The sequence below is a fragment of the Parendozoicomonas verongulae genome (genome assembly GCF_009711465.1).
GTDB classification, from domain to species: Bacteria; Pseudomonadota; Gammaproteobacteria; order Pseudomonadales; family Endozoicomonadaceae; genus Sansalvadorimonas; species Sansalvadorimonas verongulae.
In genome coordinates, this window is record NZ_SMME01000871.1 from 57,036 (window position 1) to 73,752 (window position 16,717).

General features: G+C 52.6%; 10 protein-coding genes. 4 read left to right on the top strand and 6 right to left on the bottom strand.

Annotated elements, in window-relative coordinates:
• Nucleotides 1–9 precede the first annotated feature (9 nt).
• The 6 genes from E1189_RS20745 to E1189_RS20770 are packed head-to-tail and all read right to left on the bottom strand — an operon-like array spanning nucleotide 10 to nucleotide 7,187.
• Complete coding sequence (locus E1189_RS20745; protein WP_155163077.1) at nucleotides 10–1,764, bottom strand: BatD family protein; 1,755 nt, start codon at nucleotides 1,762–1,764, stop codon at nucleotides 10–12.
• Nucleotides 1,758–3,671, bottom strand: a complete 1,914-nt coding sequence (locus E1189_RS20750; RefSeq protein ID WP_155163078.1) for a vWA domain-containing protein — start codon at nucleotides 3,669–3,671, stop codon at nucleotides 1,758–1,760. The genes E1189_RS20745 and E1189_RS20750 overlap by 7 nt, the downstream gene beginning before the upstream one ends.
• Complete coding sequence (locus E1189_RS20755) at nucleotides 3,668–4,702, bottom strand: vWA domain-containing protein (protein ID WP_155163079.1); 1,035 nt, start codon at nucleotides 4,700–4,702, stop codon at nucleotides 3,668–3,670. The genes E1189_RS20750 and E1189_RS20755 overlap by 4 nt, the downstream gene beginning before the upstream one ends.
• Entirely contained in the window at nucleotides 4,695–5,243 is a 549-nt protein-coding gene (locus E1189_RS20760; protein ID WP_155163080.1) for a DUF4381 domain-containing protein, read from the bottom strand. The genes E1189_RS20755 and E1189_RS20760 overlap by 8 nt, the downstream gene beginning before the upstream one ends.
• Nucleotides 5,240–6,175 (bottom strand): DUF58 domain-containing protein, encoded by a 936-nt coding sequence (locus tag E1189_RS20765; RefSeq protein WP_155163081.1) that lies wholly within the window; start codon nucleotides 6,173–6,175, stop codon nucleotides 5,240–5,242. The genes E1189_RS20760 and E1189_RS20765 overlap by 4 nt, the downstream gene beginning before the upstream one ends.
• Nucleotides 6,176–6,206: 31 nt before the next feature.
• Nucleotides 6,207–7,187 carry an AAA family ATPase gene (locus E1189_RS20770; protein WP_155163082.1) on the bottom strand — a complete coding sequence of 327 codons (981 nt, stop codon included), beginning with the start codon at nucleotides 7,185–7,187 and terminating at the stop codon, nucleotides 6,207–6,209.
• A 359-nt stretch (nucleotides 7,188–7,546) separates the two neighbouring features.
• Here E1189_RS20770 and E1189_RS20775 point away from each other — a divergent pair, with 359 nt between their 5' ends.
• The 4 genes from E1189_RS20775 (at nucleotide 7,547) to E1189_RS20790 (ending at nucleotide 16,715) form a co-directional block, all read left to right on the top strand.
• Nucleotides 7,547–12,373, top strand: a complete 4,827-nt coding sequence (locus E1189_RS20775; RefSeq protein WP_155163083.1) for an NAD-glutamate dehydrogenase — start codon at nucleotides 7,547–7,549, stop codon at nucleotides 12,371–12,373.
• Between the two features lie 309 nt (nucleotides 12,374–12,682).
• On the top strand, nucleotides 12,683–14,617 hold the full coding sequence (locus E1189_RS20780; protein WP_155163084.1) for an FTR1 family iron permease: 1,935 nt from the start codon (nucleotides 12,683–12,685) through the stop codon (nucleotides 14,615–14,617).
• Nucleotides 14,618–14,644: 27 nt separating this feature from the next.
• Nucleotides 14,645–15,166, top strand: coding sequence for an iron transporter (locus E1189_RS20785; protein ID WP_155163085.1), 522 nt, complete (start codon nucleotides 14,645–14,647; stop codon nucleotides 15,164–15,166).
• Between the two features lie 106 nt (nucleotides 15,167–15,272).
• Nucleotides 15,273–16,715, top strand: coding sequence for a Fe-S-containing protein (locus E1189_RS20790; RefSeq protein ID WP_155163086.1), 1,443 nt, complete (start codon nucleotides 15,273–15,275; stop codon nucleotides 16,713–16,715).
• Nucleotides 16,716–16,717: the final 2 nt, after the last annotated feature.

Here is a 16,717-nt window from a genome sequence, read left to right on the forward strand (position 1 = left end):
AATTGGCTCTTATGGATTAATAGCATCCAGCGTCAAAGCGTGTGTTTTGGTCCCGGTATGCACAGTCTTTTTCCTGATAAGTTTTAATGCCTCAGCCAGTTTGTTTGCATCAATATGTTTCTGGCTGTTTTCGCTATAACTGGATTTTTGAAGTAACGCCCATTCCTGAGACAGCGTTGGCGTGTTTAACGTTTCAATCACTTCACCGGCTGAGTAAAAGCTTCTACCCAGAAACTGGCGCCCCCATCCCTTGAGAGAGCTTTCAATCTGGAAAAGGTTGTTGGTGTCACAGGATGCTATAAGCGCCTTGAAGGCTTTCTGCTCATCATTGGACGCATTATTCCCCCTGGGGGATGATACTTGGGGCTGTTGCAAAGTTAGACGACGGTTTCGCAGGTAAGCGGCCAGGGTTCCCAGCCACAACACTCCGAATACACCTGTTGCGATTTTCCAGAGAAGTAAAGACCCGCTGTCTTCTACGGCCTGAGTCTGTATGGGGGCAGGTGCTGTTATAGCTGGGGTTTGCGTAACCACAGACGGACTTACAACGGGCTGTGCATGCACAGAAGCGGCTGAGCCTGGAAGTACGGTGATGGTTTGACCTGCCAGATGGGCCACTTCCACCTGCTGGGTGCGGGTGTTGAACCAGGTGATATTTATGGGCGGAATCTTGTGGTCACCGGCCTGTGTTGGCACAAAAGCAACAGACTCACTACGCACACCCAACGGCCCACGGCTATTTACTGTATCTTCTGTTACAGGTTGATCAGGGTAAGTCTTCACACTGTCCAGCTGCACCGTTGGCAGTGGGGGAATCTGTGCGCTGTTACTGCCCTGAGCGCGAATCTTGACGGTGCGGGTGACAGAGTCTCCGGCAGTGATGTTTGTAGTATCGCTGCTCCATGATTCCGTGAGTTCTATTTTCTCAGCAGGCAGCCAGGGCTTGTCCGCAGGCCAGCTGGCAGGGATTGGATTCACCTTCAACGTCATGTCTGCAGATATGGCCCGGAATGGCTCCGGCCGTGTCATACGCATCAAACGGCTTCTTCCGTAAGGGTCTTCACCTTCGATATAGCCTGTAAGGACCTGACCTGGAATAGTGATAGTGCCCGCCTGTGTAGGGGAGACGACATAGCGGCGAGTGATTACTCGCTGTCGTATACCATTCACAACCTGCTCTTCATCTTCGTCCTTGCCCAGCACTTTAAAAATTGCATTATCCGCCGCGGGAGGCGTCAGGTTAGGGGAATCCGCATAATCGGCCTGAGAATAAATTCTCAGGGTCAGGATGGCTTCCTGATTCTGCCATAGCTCCTCTGTGCTGATACTGGAGCGGATATAAACCCTGGATGTGGCTGGAGTACCGGCGTTGTTATTCGCTTTCAGGATCTCAACACTGATTGGCTGAGATGCATCCTTGTCGAAGGTAATTGAAGGAATTGTCAGGGTGCCCAGCCGTTTGGGCTGAAGAATCAGGTTCCAGGTTGTGGTGGAGTTATTCTGACCATTGGAAAAGTTCATCATCCGGCTTTGTCCACGGCTGACGATCACAAAGTCCTTTTCCAGTGGAGAAAAGTCCGGGCTGCCCATTAAGGACATATTGTCGCTCTCAAGCGAGTAACGAATAGGCTCATCTTCTGTGATTTTGAGCTTGTCAACGGTGGCTGTCAGGGCTGCAAACACCGGCATGCTCACACCTTGTAGCAGGAGTGTCAGCGTCAGAGCTAAAGCCAGTGTTAAAGATTGTGTAGTGGGTTTTACCATGTCTTCTCTCCCTGCTGGACAGGTCGGTTCCGAAGTCTCTCTTGCTGCTCAAACTTGCGTCGCAGCAAACCACCGGGATCATCGGGGATACGTCTTAACCAGGCTTCGATCTGTTTTTCGTCAGGGTTAGGTTGTTCATCAGTATCCGCTTGTACAGAACGTTGTTGTTCCTGACCAGGATTCTGTTCATTCCGGCTTTGTGGTTCAGGGGCGTGCTGTTCATCCCTATTGTCTTGCTTAGGCTCGCCTTGATTGGCCTGAGATTGTTGCTCATTTGTCTCGGAAGCGTCGTCACGGCTTTCCTTATTCTGGTTTTGGTTTTGGTTTTGGTTTTGGTTTTGTTGTTGATCCTTGTTTTGGTCTTCCGAACCGTTTTGATCCTGCTTTTGATTCTGTTCTTGGTTAGATTGAGAATCATCACTCTTATCACTATTGTCCGGCTGTTGATTCTCGGAGCCTTCAGAGTTTTGGGAGTCTTGTTTATCCTGCTGGTTTTGATCTTGATTCTGATTTTTATTTTTATCGTTTTGATCTTGCTGCTGCTTTTTCAAATCTTCAACAATCTTGCGGTTTTTGCTGGCCGCTTCCAGATCAGGGTTTTTCTCCAGCGCCTTTTCGTAAGCTTTCAGAGATGCATCCAATTTGCCCGCACGGGCCAGCGCGTTGCCCTGATTATAGAAACCCTCAGCCGTCTTTTGTTCACCAAACAATTGGGCGGCCTGTTCATAGTCACCGCTCTGGTCAAGAGCTTCGGCTTTCCAGTGCGGATTTTCGAAAGAGTCTGCGGCCCCCTTGGTATCACCATTGTTCAACAGTTTTTGCGCCTGTTGATCCCTGGTTTGCCACAGGTCTTTCCATTCCATGGCGTAACTTTCTCCAGGTTGAATGCTCAATACGCTCAATAACAGCAGAGGCAGTATCCAGCCCCTGCGGAAGGCGAATGCCGCAAAGGGAATCAGCAGCAGTGCCAGCCAGCGACCTTCGTCGTGCCAGTTATCAAAGCTCCTGTCGACCCGCACCGTGGCATCGTGGATGGAGGCTTGGGGGATCAGTGATTGAATATCGATGTCGCTCAATGATAAATCACTGTAATGACCGCCAGTGGCTTTGGCGGTTTGTGCCAGAAGGCTGCTATCCAGCTGAGCCATCACAATGGCACCATTGCGATCACGCTGGAATCCCCCACCCACTGCAGGAATCGGTGCCCCGGTCTGTGAGCCAAAACCCAGAATGGAGAGCCGGTTTCCCGAATCATTCACCATTTTTTCAATGACCTTGCTCTGATTCGGTTCCATTCCATCCGTTAACAGAAGAATGGTGCCTGCCTGACCAGACCCCTGTTCCATCAGGGCAATCGCCTGAGCAATACCTTTCTCAGGGTGACTGCCGGGAACCGGCATAATGTCGGGGCTGAGTGCACGGATCATATTGTTCAGGGTGGCACTGTCGTCAGTGAGTGGTGTCACCGCATGACTGTCTCCGGCATAGGCGACAAGGGCTGTCAAACCATCTTTGCGCAGTCGTACAATATCTGTCAGCTTCTGTCGGGCGCGTACCATACGGTTGGGCTTAGGGTCGGCGGCCAGCATGGAGCGCGACAGATCTACAACCAGTACCAGCGGTGCACGGCTTTTCTCAACGGGCGTGCTGATTTGCTGCCAGGCGGGCCCTGCCAATGCAATCACGGCTATCATTCCGGCCACAATAAAAGCACCGGCAGGTAAACGACTGCGACTTTGTTCTTCGCCTTCCAGAAGGTGTTGGAGCAGGTGGTCCGGAATCAGCTTTTGCCATTGCCCTGATTGCAGAGCCAGATTCCACAGTTTCCAGCCCAGAATGGCTACGGGAATAAGGGCCAGTAACCACAATGGGCGAAGGAAATGAAACTGTTCTATGGCTGACATCATGCTTCACCCCCTGTACGAGCGGAGGTGGCAAACACTTTAAGCGAGGCTAAGAGGGCAGCCAGCATAAAGGCGAACCCGAGAGGCCAGTAGAACAACGCTTTGACAGGGCGGAAGGTATCTTTACTGAGTTCCACTGGCTCCAATTGATCGATAATGGTGTAAATCTGTTTCAGTTCGTCGGCCGAGCGGGCACGGAAGTAACGGCCCCCGGTGACGTCTGCAATTTTGCTGAGGGTTTCCTCATCCAGGTCAGCAGAAGGGTTGACCCGCTGTGCCCCAAAACTGGAACCGAAAATGCCCGGCACAATCATTTCCTCAGCCCCCACACCCACGGTATAAATAGTCACACCTTCTTTCTGAGCCAGATCAGCGGCTTTGATCGGACTGAGATTGCCTGCGGTATTGTCGCCATCAGTGAGCAGAATCATTACCCGTTGATCTTTGGGGCGTTTACGCAGTTGTTTGACTGACATACCAATAGCGTCGCCTATGGCTGTGAGCGGCCCGGCAATGCCGATAGTGGATTCATCCAGAAGGGTGCGCACGGTTTCAATATCAAAGGTAAGGGGAGCCTGAAGGTAAGCCTGAGTGCCAAACAGTACCAGCCCCACACGGTCACCCTTGCGACCATCAATGAATTTGGATACAACATCTTTCACCACATCCAGACGGGTGGCTTCCCGGCCATTCAAAGGGAGGTCGGTCTGTTTCATACTGCCGGATAAATCCACGGCTAACAGGGTATCCCGGCCGGTCACCGGTAATTCAACGGGATCACCCACCCAGCGAGGGCCGGCAGTAGCCAGCAGCAGAAGACACCAGGCCAGTATTGCAAGAAACAGAGGTGCACGACTCTCGGGTGCCGGGCTGGTTAACGAGTCCTGCAAAGGCAGGTCGTTATAAAACGGTACTAATAATGCGCTTTGCTGGCGGTTTGCCGGTTTAGAAAAACGATAAACCAGCCACGGCAAAGGCAGTAACAGCAGAATCCAGGGGAGGGTGAATTCAAGCCCTTTTAACAACTCAAACATGGGGCTTTCCTTCTTTCTTCTTCACATTCACAGGCTTATTCACACGGTGTTTCTTCACCCAGCGGGTGGCAACTGTATGCAGGATATCGGCTTCAAGATTCACATTCTTGCTGTAAGCGGAGTGTCCGAGAACATTGCCTGCCCCCTTGGTGAAATCTGTGCTGCTTTTCAACTGTTGGTCGAGAAAGGTCAGCCATTCATTGCCATGGAGGGAGGCAACCTGTTCACGGGGATAACGCTGCAAAGCTACGGCTTTCAATAGATGGTTGTATTGCTGCACAAGCCTGGACGCTGATTTGTGGGTGGTATAACTCTGCTGAATAGCCGTCAGTTGCCTTACGGCTTCACGGCGGTAAACATTGCTCTTGTACCAGCGCCATAGGGCGTAAGCCAGAACCAGAATAAGCAGAAGGGCGAGGCCAGCCACAATCCACCAACCCACAGCTGGCGGCCAGAAGCCAATAGGAGCGGGAAGGATATTGGGTTCCAGTGCATCCAATGGATTGGGGGCTTGGGGGGGCATAGGGGACGGAGGTGTCATTGTGCACCTCCCGCATGTTCAGGAGTATGTCCAAGCATTTGTTCATCGGTGGGCAGGCTGCTGTCAATACGCAGCAGGGGAATGCGGTACTGATTCAAATAGTCGGTCAATGTCTTTTGACGTCGGGCTGCCTGTTGCTGGTAGTTGTCCCGGTTCTGCTTTGATCGGGTGTTGAGAATGCCCCGGCGGTTGCCATCACTCACGCTATACAGGCCGGAAGAGGGTAAGTGCTGGTCAAACGGGTCAAACACCTGCACGGCCATGACATCGTTATGGCGAGCCATCAGGGCCATCTCTTTTAAGCCGCTTTGGCTGATGCCGTGGAAATCACTGATTACAACCACCAGAGAACCGGGATGAGCCAGCCGTGAAGCACTGACAAGCATGGTATCCAGCGCCTTGTCATTGCGGGGCTGTCCAGCCTTCAGAGACTGGTTCAGTCTGGCGGTTTGTTGCAGCAGCTGCAGAAGATGCTGACGGGAACGGCGAGGGCGAAACTCTTTATGCTGCTTATGCTCCCCATTCTGGGAGCCACTGATTAAAGCACCCACACGATCTCCGTGGTGCAGAGCCTTCCACGCCAGCAGGGCCATGGCTTCGGCTGCAGTAACAGATTTGAAATTCAACCGGGAGCCGAAGAACAGTTCCGGCCCCTGATCCAGAACCAGCAGCACAGGGCGCTCGCGCTCTTCACGATAAACCCGTGTCTGGGTTTTATTGGTGCGGGCACTGGCCCGCCAGTCGATGGTGCGGATGTCATCTCCGGGCTGATAACACCGAAACTCTTCAAAATCCATGCCCCGGCCACGAATGCGGGACTGGTGTCCACCCGCCATAAGGGCTTTGGCTGGGCCGGAGCGGAATAGAGGTATCCGCCGGGCTGGTACGGCCAGACGGGTCAGTTCTTCAAGGCTGGTATAAGCGCCACTCATGATTCTCTCCTTATTTTTCTTTGCGGAGAGGTCAGGCCACAGCAACCTGCTGCATCAGCTGGGCGAGAATCCTGTCGGCACTCATGCCTCGCGCTTCTGCCTCATAGCTGGGAATAACACGGTGACGCAACACGTCGTGGGCAATCGCCTGCACATCATCAGGGGTTACGAAATCACGGCCATTCAGCCAGGCGTGGGCACGGGCACACCGGTCGAGGGCAATGGTGCCACGGGGGCTGGCACCATACTCCAGCAGCTTACCGAGGTTCTGCTGGTATCTGGCGGGATCCCGGGTGGCATCAATCAGGTGCACGATGTAATTTTCCACTGCGCTGTCCATATGCAGTTTGAGCACCTCCTGACGCGCCGCGAAAATCGTTTCCTGAGGAATCATCGCTGGAAGCTCCTGTTCAATATGGAGCGCTTCACCACGGGCCAGATGCAGAATGGAACGTTCCGCTTCAATGGAGGGGTAATCAATGCTCACATGCATCAGGAAACGGTCAAGCTGGGCTTCCGGCAGTGGGTAGGTGCCTTCCTGTTCGATGGGGTTCTGGGTTGCCATAACCAGAAACAGTTCGGGAAGCTTATGGGTTGTGCCCGCCACACTGACCTGACGCTCCGCCATGGCTTCCAGCAAAGCTGCCTGCACCTTGGCTGGGGCGCGGTTGATTTCATCGGCCAGCACAAGGTTCTGGAAAATTGGCCCCTGTTGAAAACGGAAACTGCCATCTTCCGGACGATACACCTCGGTGCCGGTGATATCAGCAGGCAGAAGATCGGGGGTGAACTGGATGCGTTGGAAACCGGCGGCCAGGCCGTTAGCGAGGTCTTTAATCGCCTTGGTTTTGGCAAGGCCGGGGGCGCCTTCAACCAGCATGTGACCGTCCGCCAGCAGGGCGATCAGCAGTCGGTCCAGAAGCCGGTCCTGGCCGATGATCATTTTGCGGAGGTAGTCTCTTAGCGACAGAATGGATTGACGTGAAGGGGATGCATTTGTCGCTGGTTCCATAAATAAACTCACTTTCTAAAAACGGTGAAACATTGCAGTTAAGAATTGCTGATTATTTATCAGCGAATGTCTTGGTGCTGTCAATGATATGTGCCATAAAACACACAAACATAGCTGTGTCATCACAGACAACAAGGATTTGTAAAAGTTCCCGGTAATAAGTACCCGGCTGTTTTTTAAGAAAACCTACAAAAAAACGTCGTTTTATTGAGTTGTGCTATGGACATACCCTATCTGTGTGAGTAATTGTTCCTATTCGAAGCTCTTAGCTAGCGGACTGAAGTAAACCGCAGATACACCAATTAAGTAGTACCTGATGAAAACGCAGGGCCTGATTCAATGCCAGGGGAAACGGTTCAATGGGGCATGTTTACGAAGATAGCAGGGATGAATTTTTAGGAAAGCTGGAGCTGGAGTTATTCAGCCACCTTCCTGAAGAGCACAGGGATGGGCTCAAAACTTTTCTGAAACCCTTTTTCTCGATTACGACACCAGACGAGCTGGTAGCTTACCGGCGGCGTGATCTTCTGGGCAGTACACTGGCGTTCTGGCGCTTTTTCCAGACCCACGATCATAACGCACCCAAAGTGGAAGTACTGAACCCGGATTACGAAAATAATGGTTGGCATTCCACCCACACCATTATTCAGATTGTGCACCCGGACATGCCGTTTATTGTGGATTCCATCCGCATGAAACTGAACGAACGCGGGGCCACCATTCACCACCTGCGTAACTGTGTGCTCAGTGTGAGTCGGGACGACAGTAACACCTTCACTACGCGAGATAGCAATAATCGCAGAGAAGCTCTGTTATATATCGAAGTGAACCGGTTGGGGCAGGATAGTGAGCTGGAGGCCCTGCAGCAGGACCTCAAGGATGTGCTGGCGGATGTGCGCCGGGTTGTCACCGACTATCGTCCCATCGCCCGCAAGGTTGAGGAGCTGGTGAGCGCTCTTGAACAAGGCGCATCTACCAAAGACAGTGAAGTGAAAGAGGTGGTGGATTATCTGCGCTGGCTGCTGGATGATAATTTCACCTTTCTGGCTTATGAAGAGCTGGCGGTTGATCGCTCCCAGGAGCACCCGGGTGTCGTTCCGGTGGAAGGCCAGCGCCTTGGTCTGCTGCGCCCTCGCCATAGTGGCCAGCTGGACCGCGGCACTCTTGAGCCAGAGATGGATCGCAATATTCTGGAGGATCACTCTCTGTTGTCCTTTGCTACGGCCGCCGCACGTTCCAGTGTGCACCGTCCGGCTTACCCGAATTTTATTCTGGTAAAACGCTTTGATAAGGACGGCAACGTGATTGGGGAGTGCCGGATTATGGGCCTGTACACCTCTCCGGTGTATACCCAGAGCCCGAGGGAGATTCCATGGTTGCGCAATAAGGTAAACCACATTATCAAGCTGGCTGGCCTGAATATGGGGGGGCACCACGGCAAGGAGCTGGTGCAGACCATTGAAGTGTTCCCAAGGGAGGAGTTGTTTCTGACACCCGCAGACCAGCTGTTCAAAACCTTGATGGGTATTTTGCAGATTCAGGAGCGCCACCAGATACGGGTTTTTATGCGCCGGGATCCTAATGACCTGTTCTGTTCGGTGCTGGTCTATGTACCGAGGGAAGTGTACGACACCACCCTGCGTAAGCAGATTCAACACATCCTCTGCAAGCGTCTGAATGCAGTGGATGCTGAGTTTACCACCCATTTCTCCGAATCGATTCTGGCCCGTGTGCACTATGTACTGCGCCTGTCGGAGCATGCCCTTGATGACTTTAATCCTAAGGTGATTACTGCTGAAATTCATCAGGCGGCTTATTCCTGGGAAGATGAGTTCCGCGACTCCATTCTGGAAACCCGTGGTGAAGTGGATGGTCATGCCCTGCTGAAAAGCTTCGATGGTGGCTTCCCGGTCAGCTACCGGGATGCATTTACACCACTGACTGCGGTGGCAGATGTTGATCATATCCAGCATCTGAGTGATGAGTCACCCATCGCCATGAGCTTTTACCAGCCCATTAAAGATGATGGCTACCTGCACTTTAAAGTGTTCCACTGTGGTGACTCGCTGCCATTGTCTGACCTGATCCCTATCATGGAGAATCTGGGCTTACGGGTGATAGGGGAGCACCCTTACTTTCTCTATCGCACCGTTAACGGAAAACGTAAACGGGTAAGCCTCCATGATTTCACTCTGTCTCTCACACACGGTCAGCATCTGCCTCTGCGCAAAGTAGCCGGTAAATTTCAGGAAGCCTTCCGGCATACCTGGGACGGAGAGGCGGAAAATGATCGTTTTAACCATCTGGTGCTGGTGGCCGGTATGGATTGGCGTCAGGTGAGCATGTTTCGTGCCTACGCCCGTTATATTAAGCAGATTCGCTTTGGTTTCAGTCAGGAGTATATTGCCGATACTCTTTGCAACAACAGCAACATAGCTTTGCTGCTGCTCAAATTGTTTGAAGTGTCTTTTGATCCTGAGCTGGATCTTACGCAGGAACAGCGCAATGCTCGCCGTCAGCAATATCAGCAGAGTATTTTTGAGGCACTGGATGAGGTGAGCGTACTGTCTGAGGACCGCATACTGCGCCGGTTTATGGACACCATCATCGCCACTCTGAGAACCAACTTTTACCAGCTGGATGCTCAGGGAACCCATCATGATTATATGTCCTTCAAATTCTCACCCGGGGAGATTCCTGACATTCCCAGGCCTGCGCCCCTGTTTGAAATATTTGTGTACTCCCCAGCGGTGGAAGGTGTGCACTTGCGCGGTGGCAAGGTGGCCCGCGGAGGTTTGCGCTGGTCGGATAGGGTGGAAGATTATCGCACCGAAGTACTGGGTCTGGTCAAAGCCCAACAGGTGAAAAACGCGGTGATTGTTCCCGTTGGCGCAAAGGGCGGTTTCGTGCCCAAACGTCTGCCTGTCAATGGCACCCGGGAAGAGATTCAGGCGGAAGGTATTGCCTGCTACAAGCGCTTTATCAAGGGCTTGCTGGACGTTACAGATAACCTTGTGGATAACGAAGTTGTCCATCCGAAGGGTGTGATCCGTTACGACGAAGATGATACCTATCTGGTGGTTGCAGCAGATAAAGGCACAGCCACGTTCTCGGATATTGCTAACAGTATCGCAGAGGGCTACGGCTTTTGGTTAGGGGACGCGTTTGCCTCCGGCGGTTCAGCGGGTTACGACCACAAGAAGATGGGGATTACCGCTAAAGGAGCCTGGGTGTCTGTACAGCGCCACTTCCGTGAGCGCGGCATTGATGTGCAGAAAGATCCGGTCACCGTTGTGGGTATCGGCGATATGGCTGGTGATGTATTTGGTAATGGCCTGCTCAGTTCCAGAGCCCTGAAGCTGGTGGCAGCCTTCAACCATATGCATATTTTTGTGGATCCTGACCCTGATCCTGAAACCAGTTTTGTGGAGCGTGAACGCTTGTTTGCATTGCCTCGTTCCAGCTGGGAAGACTACGACGGTGAATTGATCTCTGAAGGTGGTGGAATCTTCTCCCGCAGTGCCAAGGCGGTCACGATTTCTCCTCAAATGAAAAAGGCGTTTGGTATTCGGGCAAACCGCCTTACCCCGAACGACCTGATCTCCGCCATCCTCAAGGCGAAAGTGGATTTGATCTGGAATGGCGGTATCGGCACCTATGTGAAATCATCCAGTGAAAGCCACGCTGATGTAGGTGACAAGGCTAATGATACCCTGCGTATTGATGGTTCTCAGGTGCGGGCCAGCGTGCTGGGTGAGGGCGGTAACCTCGGCTTTACCCAGCTAGGACGGATTCAATTCGCCCTTAACGGTGGAGCCCTGAATACGGACTTTATTGATAACGCCGGTGGTGTGGACTGTTCTGACCACGAGGTAAATATCAAGATTCTGCTGAATCAGATCGAGGCCACCGGTGATATGACCCGCAAACAGCGGGACCGCATGCTGGAGAATATGACTGAAGAGGTTTCTACTCTGGTGCTGGCCAATAACTACCGCCAGACCCAGGCGATCACCATGGCTGAGGCGGAATGCCTGAGTCAGATGGAGGAGTACAAGGGCTTTATCCATGATCTGGAAGGGAGTGGTCGTCTGGATCGTGCCATTGAGTTTCTGCCTGATGATGAAACCATTCGCGAACGGCAGGCAGCCGGTCAGGGGCTGACCCGTCCGGAGCTGTCGGTGCTGATTTCCTATAGTAAGGCAGACCTGAAAGAGAAGCTGTTGGAGTCTTCTATTCCTGATGATCCCTATCTGGCCCGGGAGTTGGTCACTGCCTTCCCGAAGGCACTGGTGAAAAAGTACGGCAAGCCGCTGGCGGAGCACCGTCTGCACCGTGAAATTGTCTCTACCCAGATTGCTAATTACCTCATCAATATGATGGGAATCACCTTTGTCAGCCGTCAGCAGAAATCGACAGGTGCTGATGCCGCAGATATTGTGGCAGGCTTTGTGGTAGCCCGGGATATCTTCGGTGCAGAGCAGCTGTGGGCAGATATCGAAAGTCTGGATCATGTGGTCAGGAGCGAGCTGCAGCATGAGCTGATGGGTGAGGTGATGCGTCTGTTGCGCCGTGCTACTCGCTGGCTTGTGCGCATGCGTCAGGTGGATCGCGATGCGGCCGATTGTGTGGAGCACTATCAGAGCCGCCTGCAGAAAATGATCGAGAATCTTTCAGAGCTGCTGCCCGAACGCCAGCGTAAAGAGTGGCAGACCCGCGTGGATCAGCTGGTGGCGCGCAATGTTCCTGAATATCTGGCTCAGCGTATTGCTGGTGTACGCCACCTGTTCAGCATGCTGTCGGTGATTCAGGCGGTTGACCAGACTGGTGAGAAGCTGGAGAAAGTAGCGTCCGCCTTCTTTGCAGTGGGCGAACATCTGGACCTGCACTGGTTCTATCAGGAACTCAGCCAGCTGGAAGTGCAGAATCACTGGCAGGGGCTGGCGCGAGAGGGGGTTCGGGATGAACTGGCCCTGCAGCAGCGTGCCCTGACGGTGAGTATGCTTCAACTTGATCCAACCGCTGAGGATGTGTGCGAGCTGCTCCAGCGCTGGAGCGAAGCGAACGCCACAGGCCTGGCTCGATGGCAGGCTATTCTCGAAGAGTTACGGGGAGCGGCTGGCAGTGAGCTGGCAATGTATACCGTAGCTACCCGGGAGCTGCTGGATCTGGCTCAGAAGAGTTAGGCTTAATATGCTGCTATAAATACGGAGCTTCCACTGAGGGGAAGCTGGTGGTTGCTCTGTGTTTTCTACAAAGGTATGCGTGCTTTCCGTGTGGTGGCTTGCCTTCTTTTTCGTAACGCTCTTTTCCTGTAGAGGCTTTCCAGATTTTATCCTTTCTAACCGCTTAATGCGTAAGCATTTGCCTGTATCTTTTTCCTCGGTGCTAGGTATAAGACTTAACACTAAATACGAATTATTATTGTTACCATGCGTATAAGCATTATGTTGATTCGTCTGGCACGTTGTTATTCATCTCTGTAAGAAGCCCCCATGTCTCGGTTATTCAAGTTTTTATTCAGCACATATCTGCTTGTGCTGTCCTGTTCGCTCTATGCGGCAGCAGTCGACTATCAAGCGTCTGTTGATGAAATCAATAAACGCCTGAATCACAGTCTTGAAATATACCGAAGTGGCGATGCGGCCAAGGCGAAGTCTGTCGTGCAAGGGGCGTACTTTGATCTGTACGAGGGGCTTGAAGGTGGTGTACGGGTGAACTATCCCCGTCAGGCCAGTTACGCTATTGAGGCGCGCTTTGGTGAGCTGCGCAAACAGATAGCGGCTCAGGCACCGGTCACTGAAATCGAGGAATCTGTTAACTGGTTAATTGGTCAGCTGGAAGCTTTGCCTGCTGTACTGGAAGCCGGGCATCAGCTGGTGGCAGAAACCCAGTCCACCGACCAAAGCTCCATTCTTCCTTATTGGGCCAAACAGACTGTGCGTATTGAGGCACTGGTGAACAGCGGTCTGGCCAGTTACCGAAAGTCCCAGAACGGCACTCCTGAAGAGCAGGAGAAACTGCGCCAGCGTGCCCGCCAGCAGATTCAACAGGCGCAGTTTGAATCCTACAAAAACTCCGATCTGGAAGCGGCCATTCGTACCCACCGCTCCCTGCAGCAAGCCGCTACCTACAACGATCAGTTTAAGGAAATGGGCAAGCTGGCCTCCCAGCCATTCTCCCCCCGCAATCTGGTGGCCTTTGGCTATGAGGTGGCAACCCTGACTGAAAACCTGAAAGACGATATTCAGAATCTGCCTGCTCTTGATACGGGCGCAAGTGCCGGTGAACAGGTGGCTGACCAGCAGGAGCAACAAGACTGGCAACAAGTGTCATCCGATATCTACAAGGCGATTACCCGGGCTATCGACACCTACAAGAGCGGTGATACGGATAATGCCATCGCCATGGTTCAGGACAGCTACTTCGATTACTTCGAGGCTTCTGGCATGGAAAACGCAGTGGGTGCCCATAATGCTGATCTGAAAACCACTATTGAAGGTCATTTCACCCGTCTGGTGAGCCAGATGCGTTCAGGTGAAGACCCCGCTGTGATGATCAAAGAGCGAGCGGCGCTGGAACAAGATCTGCAAAAGGGTGCCGAACTGCTGGGTAAACAGGCCGAAGGTGGCTGGGCGCTGTTCCTTGCCAGTCTGACAATCATTCTACGGGAAGGTCTTGAAGCACTGCTGATTGTGGCAGCCATTGTCGCCTATCTGGTGAAGAACGGTCATCAGGACAAACTCAACGTGGTGAAAAATGCCGTAGGTGTTGGTCTTCTGGGCAGCCTTGTGACGGCGGGTATCTTCCAGTGGCTGCTGACCAATGCCGGTGTTGGTCGTGAGTTTCTGGAAGGTGTCACCATGCTGATTGCAACCGTTGTGATGTTCTCCATGAGTTACTGGCTGCTGTCCAAAGCAGAAGCCCAGAACTGGAAAAAGCACCTTGAAAGCAAGCTGTCTGACTCTCTGTCATCGGGCTCTGTAGCAGCCCTCTGGTTTGCCTGCTTCCTGGCTGTTTACCGTGAAGGTGCGGAAACCGTACTGTTTTATTTCGCGCTGGGCATTAACGGCTCCATGGAATCTGTGATGCATATCCTGGCCGGCCTGGGTTGTGGCATTGTGGTACTGGCGTTGGTGTATTTTATTATGCGCTTCAGTGTCGTGCGCCTGCCGTTTAAACCTTTCTTCCTGTTTACCGGAAGCTTTATGTATCTCATGGCGTTTGCCTTTGCTGGCGGCGGTGTAAAGGAGCTTGTGGAAGCCGGCATTGTTCAACCTACATTGGTACAAGGCTTCCCTCAAATCAGTCTGCTGGGCATTTACCCCTATGTGGAAACCCTGCTGCCCCAGAGCGTACTGCTGGTGGCTGCGATTATTGCTCTTGTTGTAATGCGCTACCAGTCCTCCAATCGAAAGTCTCTGGCTTAATTCGTTGTTAATGTATAGGTGTTAGCTATGTTGAAAAAAACTCTGATGTCTGCTGCTGTTGCCTCTTCTCTGCTGATGGCAGGCACTGCGTTTGCGGGTGAGCACCCAGCGGGTGACACACTGGAAATGAACGGTATGGAAATTGCCGCCGTTTATCTGGAACCCGTGACCATGGAGCCTCAGGGCATGATGATGGCGGCATCCAAGGCGGATGTGCATCTGGAAGCCGATATTCATGCTCTCAAGGGCAATAAGAATGGCTTTGCCGCCGGTGAGTGGATTCCTTACCTGACCATCGCCTACAAGCTGAAAAACCTGGATACAGGGAAATCCCAGGAAGGCACCTTCATGCCTATGATCGCCTCTGACGGCCCTCACTATGGTTCCAATGTGAAGATGCTGGGTGTGGGCAACTATGAACTGACCTTCCATATTGACCCTCCTTCCAAGGCCGGTCTGCTCCGTCATACCGATAAGGCAACGGGTGTTGGTCGCTGGTTTAAGCCCTTCGATGCCACTTACAAGTTCCAGTACGTTGGCCTGAACTGATCCCTCCGTTCCGAGCCGGGCGGGATGCGTAACAGGGCATCCCGCCTTGCCCTGTTTCCCATGTCGATAGATAGCCTCTTGTAGAGGAAAGCCAAGAGTTGTTTGAATGAGTTTTTATCTTTCGCAGGTTCTTGCTTATTTTGTGCTGCCGTCCGTTCTTCTGGCGCAGCTCTGGGCGAGTCACCGTCAACCTCGCTACCTGCAGCGATTCTGGTATTCGGTGCTGGCGATTGCCGGTGGGGCAGGGCTTTTTGGCTGGCTCCCTTACGGACAGTCTTCTGTACTGGTTGCCGATGGTGTTTATACACTTTCTCTCGTAGCGCTGCTGGTGAGTGGGCTGCGCAGCTGTGAGCGCGGGCGTGTTCTACTGTTCTGGCAGTTTTTACTGCTGTGCTGTGGCGGTTTTCTTTGGGCACGATCCGCAAAACTGAGTATGTTGAGCCCGACTGCGGTGATCAACACCGGCCTGATTTTGAATGTCAGTGCTTTGGCCGGTGGTTTTATTCTGATTATTCTGTCCCACTATTTTGTTGGGCGTTTGTTTTCTGCCCTGTCGATGTCTCCGCTGCCGAAAAGAGGTGAGGCCAAGCCTCCCGCTCGCTCGCTGCATGTGATTGTTCTGGTGCTTCTGGTTGTGCTGGCATTGCTGCCTCTGTCTGGCGATATCCTCCTTGCAGGCATGAAGCTTCAGGTGCTGCCCATTGATTCCACTCTGCTCAGTTATGTGGCAAAGGTCACGAACTTCTATTCCCTGTATACCTACGGTGTGCTGCTGCTCAGCCTGTTGCCACTGTGTGCTTACTTTCTGCACTGGATAAAGCCGCTTAAACAGCTGGTTAAGGTACAGGATAACCCCATTCAAAAGCGCAAACTGCAGGCTCGTCTGAACCAGCAGATGCGTTTAACCTATAGTTTTTTCAGCGTTCTGGTGCTGGTGTTTGTTTCTCTCCTTTATTGGGATGCCGTAGCTTCACAACCTCCCAAACTTTCCCCTGCAACACCAGTGCAGATGGCAGAAGATGGCGCGCTCCATCTGCCGATTACCGAACAACTGAGTGATGGCAAACTCCACCGGTTCAAGTGGGTTGCCAGCGACGGCAAGGTGGTGCGCTTCTTTATCATTGACCGTTACCCCGGCCAGCAGAAGTTTGGGGTGGTGTTTGATGCCTGCATGCTCTGCGGCGATACCGGTTATATCCAGGAAGGCAATCAGGTGATTTGTCTGGCCTGCGGCGTTCATATCTTTATTCCTTCCATTGGGCACCTTGGTGGCTGTAACCCGATTCCTATTAAGGGTTGGAAGGTGAAGGATGGCGATATTGTGATCACCCATCAGGCTATGGAAAGCGGACTACAGTATTTCAGTCAGGTTGAAAAAATTCAGGTGGTCGACCCTGTGAACGGTCAGACCCTCACCAATGTGGATGCCGATTACAGCTACGAATTTGGTGGCAAAACCTACTTCTTTACTGAGCAGTCCTCCTACAACGCTTTCCGCGATAACCCTTGGGATTATGTTGACGATCCCACTGAATCCGGGGAGCAGTGATT